General features: G+C 33.9%; 4 protein-coding genes. All 4 read left to right on the top strand.

Features of this window, described 5'->3' with window-relative positions; genetic code table 11:
- On the top strand, positions 1 to 617 hold a 617-nt coding region (locus ACYQ21_RS14885), incomplete at its 5' end, for a DUF3114 domain-containing protein (RefSeq protein WP_460059408.1).
- Positions 614 to 1,387: a hypothetical protein gene (locus ACYQ21_RS14880; protein ID WP_460059407.1), complete on the top strand. Its 774-nt coding sequence runs from the start codon at positions 614 to 616 to the stop codon at positions 1,385 to 1,387. The genes ACYQ21_RS14885 and ACYQ21_RS14880, both read left to right, overlap by 4 nt.
- Before the next feature lie 119 nt (positions 1,388 to 1,506).
- Positions 1,507 to 2,169 carry a hypothetical protein gene (locus ACYQ21_RS14875; RefSeq protein WP_460059406.1) on the top strand — a complete coding sequence of 221 codons (663 nt, stop codon included), beginning with the start codon at positions 1,507 to 1,509 and terminating at the stop codon, positions 2,167 to 2,169.
- Between the two features lie 16 nt (positions 2,170 to 2,185).
- Positions 2,186 to 2,962, top strand: a complete 777-nt coding sequence (locus ACYQ21_RS14870) for a hypothetical protein (RefSeq protein ID WP_460059405.1) — start codon at positions 2,186 to 2,188, stop codon at positions 2,960 to 2,962.
- Positions 2,963 to 3,568: the final 606 nt, after the last annotated feature.

The following is a 3,568-nucleotide window of genomic DNA, read 5'->3' as shown; positions in this document are numbered from 1 at the left end:
AATTTACAGAAAGTTATTCCAAATTAATACAAGCTAAATATCCTAATGATGAAAAACTAGATGATGCAATAGACCATCAAATGCGTTACTGGTTAGATAAGCCTATTGTCGATTATATTAATGATAACCTACCTGTTGGCGAGGGAGAAACCAAGACCTCAGCCTATCTAAAATGGGTAGATGAAATGGGGCTTTTGGCTGGGAATCCAGATGCGGATTTGCATAATAGAACATTAAAGGATGCTAAGGCATTTCACCCTAAGAATGATAAAATCACAGTAGGACATATCGAAATCATTTTTACGCATGATGGGAATGATACGGTAAGTATGTGGAATCATTTAGATACAGATGATACGGGACTTCGATATATTTCAGATCCAAAGTATTATGAAAATGACTATCAAAACATTGCGAATACGGATTCAGCAAATTATTCAGAGCCTAATTTTAAAGGTAATGGTACTTTCAAAAATAGTGGAGGTTCTGACCATAAACGGTTTGATGTTGATGTTCCTAAAAAGAATGAACCTGAATTGAGATTAAAGGCTAAGAAAGATTATAGTAAAACACATGACTATAAAACGGACCTAGATAAAATCAGAGGTGGTAAATGACATTAAAATTTAAAGCCCCGATGTTCCGAACAGGTTTAGTTTTTGTAATGTTTGTTAGTTTTTTAAGTGTTTTATTTGGCTGTGCTCAAATTAAGAAAGGGATAAATGCAATGTCAGAAAATAAAAAGGTTACAGAAATAAAAATTGGTGAAACCTACACAATGTCTTGGAGCAAGTCTGATGCGACAGAAAATGATAGGAGTTTTAGTTATGTAAAACTGTTAGATGATAAAATGTTCATGGAAGTTTATGATGATACACAGCATTCCAAATGGTATTACCAAAGAGATGGGGATAGCAAAACTATTGTGTTAATAATAGGTACTTATGAAAAAGAGGGAGACAACTTTATACAGAAAACTTATGTCTCCTATCAAGTCTTATCTTTCTCACCAGATATTGATGTTGAAAAAGGTGCTAGTGGAGAGGTTAGCAGTTTTATGTCAGGAAAAGAGGAAAAACTTTTTAAGATGTCAGGAGGTACAGCTATTGAAAAATACAATGGCTATTACCGAATAAATACTGCAAATTTAAAAGGTGTTCCGTCAGATGCCTTGCGTGTTTCAAAAGTCAAACTCCCAGATTCTGCTGAAGAATTTCTTGCACAGTATAATTTGGTAGACCCACAAGCAGAAAAAGAAAAAGCTAAGGCAGAGGCAGAACGGCTTTATTGGCGTTCTGATAAAGGTCAAGATGAAATGGCAAGAGCTTTTGGTTTTGATATACCAGTCTCTGAAGATGAGAATGGATTGAAAGTATTTGGTTTTTAAACAGCTAGAGGTGGCAAATGAGGTCAAAGTCTATAATTTATATTATTACAAGTATGGTTTTAGTTGTGTCTATCATTTTGTTGCCTAATTATTTTTGTTTTGGTAAATCTACAAACTCAATGTCAGAAAATAAAAAGGTTACAGAAATTCAAATTGGCGAAACTTATACAATGTCTTGGAGTAAGTCTGATGCCATTGAAAATGATAAAAGTTTTAACTATATAAAATTGTTAGATGATAAAACATTTATGTATGTTGGTGATGACACACAGCATTCTAAGGCATATTACAAAAGAGATGGGGATACTAAAACTATCACGTTACGAATCGGTACTTATAAAAAAAAGGGAGACACCTTTATACAAAAAAGCTATATTTCTTATCAAACCTTATCTTTCTCGCCAGATGTTGATGTTGAAAAAGGTTCCAGTGGAGAAGTTAGTGATTTCATGTCGGGAAATGAATTATTTGATAATGGGAAAATTCCTATGACAGCTATTGAAAAGTATGGTGACTATTATCGATTAAATTCTGCTAATTTAAAAAGTGAGACCCCGTCAGACCCTTTACGAATTTCAGAAGTCAAACTGCCAGATTCCGCCGAAGCATTTCTTGCACAATATAATTTGGTAGACCCACAAGCTGAAAAAGCAAAAGCTAAGGCAGAGGCAGAACGCCTTTATTGGAATTCTGATGAAGGTCAAGATGAAATGGCAAGAGCCTTTGGTTTTGATATACCAGTCTCTGAAGATGATGATGGTTTTAAAATATTTGGTTTCTAAATAATTAGAGGGGTAAATGACATTGAAATTTAAAGCCAGTATTTTTCGAATAGGTCTAGTGTTCTTTATGTTCATCAGTTCTTTTAGTATTCTATTTGCTTGTGCTCAAATTAAGAAAGGGATAAACTCAATGTCAGAAAATAAAAAGGTTACAGAAATTCAAATTGGCGAAACCTACACAATGTCTTGGAGCGATGACTTTTATATAGAAAATGATAAAAGGTTGAGTTATATAAAATTGTTGGATGACAAAACTTTCATGTATGTAATTGATAGTACACAGCATTCCGAATGGTATTACAAAAGAGATGGGGATAGCAAAACTATCATGTTAGTAATAGGAACTTATGAAAAAGAGGGAGAAAATTTTATTCAAAAAAACTATGTCTCATATCAAACTCTATCTTTTTCGTCAGATATTGATGTCAAAAAAGGTGCTAGTGGAGAAGTTAGCGATTTCATGTCGGGAAATGAATTATTTGATGATGGGAAAATTTCCATGACAGCTATTGAAAAATATGGCGATTATTATCGAATAAATGCTGCGAATTTAAATGGAGGCAGCCCGTCAGATGCCTTACGAATTTCAGAAATCAAACTGCCAGATTCTGCCGAAGCATTTCTTGCACAGTATAATTTGGTAGACCCACAAGCAGAAAAAGCAAAAGTTAAAGCAGAGGCAGAACGCCTTTATTGGAATTCTGATGAAGGTCAAGATGAAATGGCAAGAGCCTTTGGTTTTGATATACCAGTCTCTGAAGATGATGATGGTTTTAAAATATTTGGTTTCTAAAGAAATCAGGTAGAAGAAAAATAACAAAAACATAATGTGTAATTTTCTGATCATTGTGTTTCTGCTGTCTAGTTCTTCAAAAAATGTGTTTGAATTTGTACCACTAAATCGGTGGACATCCCACTATTCCCCACTATTCCCCACTAAACCACTCAAAAAGCCCCACTAAAAGCCCACTAAAGGAAAAAACACAGGCACACGGCAAAACCCCGACACTGTCGGGTTGGCACGCCCTAGAGTGCCTGTTTTGTCTTATGCTCTTGCATTGCGTAAAAAAGTTTACAAAAAAAGATATTGCTTTCTTTTATTTTGAACGAAGTAGTTAGATTTTCAATTTTGTTCGTTTTCAAGCTAATCAAACTATTTCAAATAACAAAACAAAAGTATTGAAGAAGTCTCTTACGTAAATAATTGTGTGAGAGATTTTTTTTATTTTTCTGAAAATACGCCTTTTTTCTGTTTTCAAACGTTTTAATATGTGAGGGGAGAAATTAGTAAATACAATTATTAAACGAGATTTAATGTGTCACGGCTATACAGAATATGAAGCACGAGCCATTCTAAGAGCTGTGACACGTTTGTTAGTCAAATCAGGACTACTTTTAC

Source organism: Pseudolactococcus yaeyamensis (assembly GCF_054658615.1).
This window is presented reverse-complemented; position numbering and strand designations above follow the sequence as displayed.

Excerpts from the sequence above, each read along its gene's own strand:
- ACYQ21_RS14875 (WP_460059406.1), top strand. The coding sequence starts at position 1,507 with ATGTCAGAAAATAAAAAGGTTACAGAAATTCAAATTGGCGAAACTTAT.
- ACYQ21_RS14870 (WP_460059405.1), top strand. The coding sequence starts at position 2,186 with ATGACATTGAAATTTAAAGCCAGTATTTTTCGAATAGGTCTAGTGTTC.
- ACYQ21_RS14880 (WP_460059407.1), top strand. The coding sequence starts at position 614 with ATGACATTAAAATTTAAAGCCCCGATGTTCCGAACAGGTTTAGTTTTT.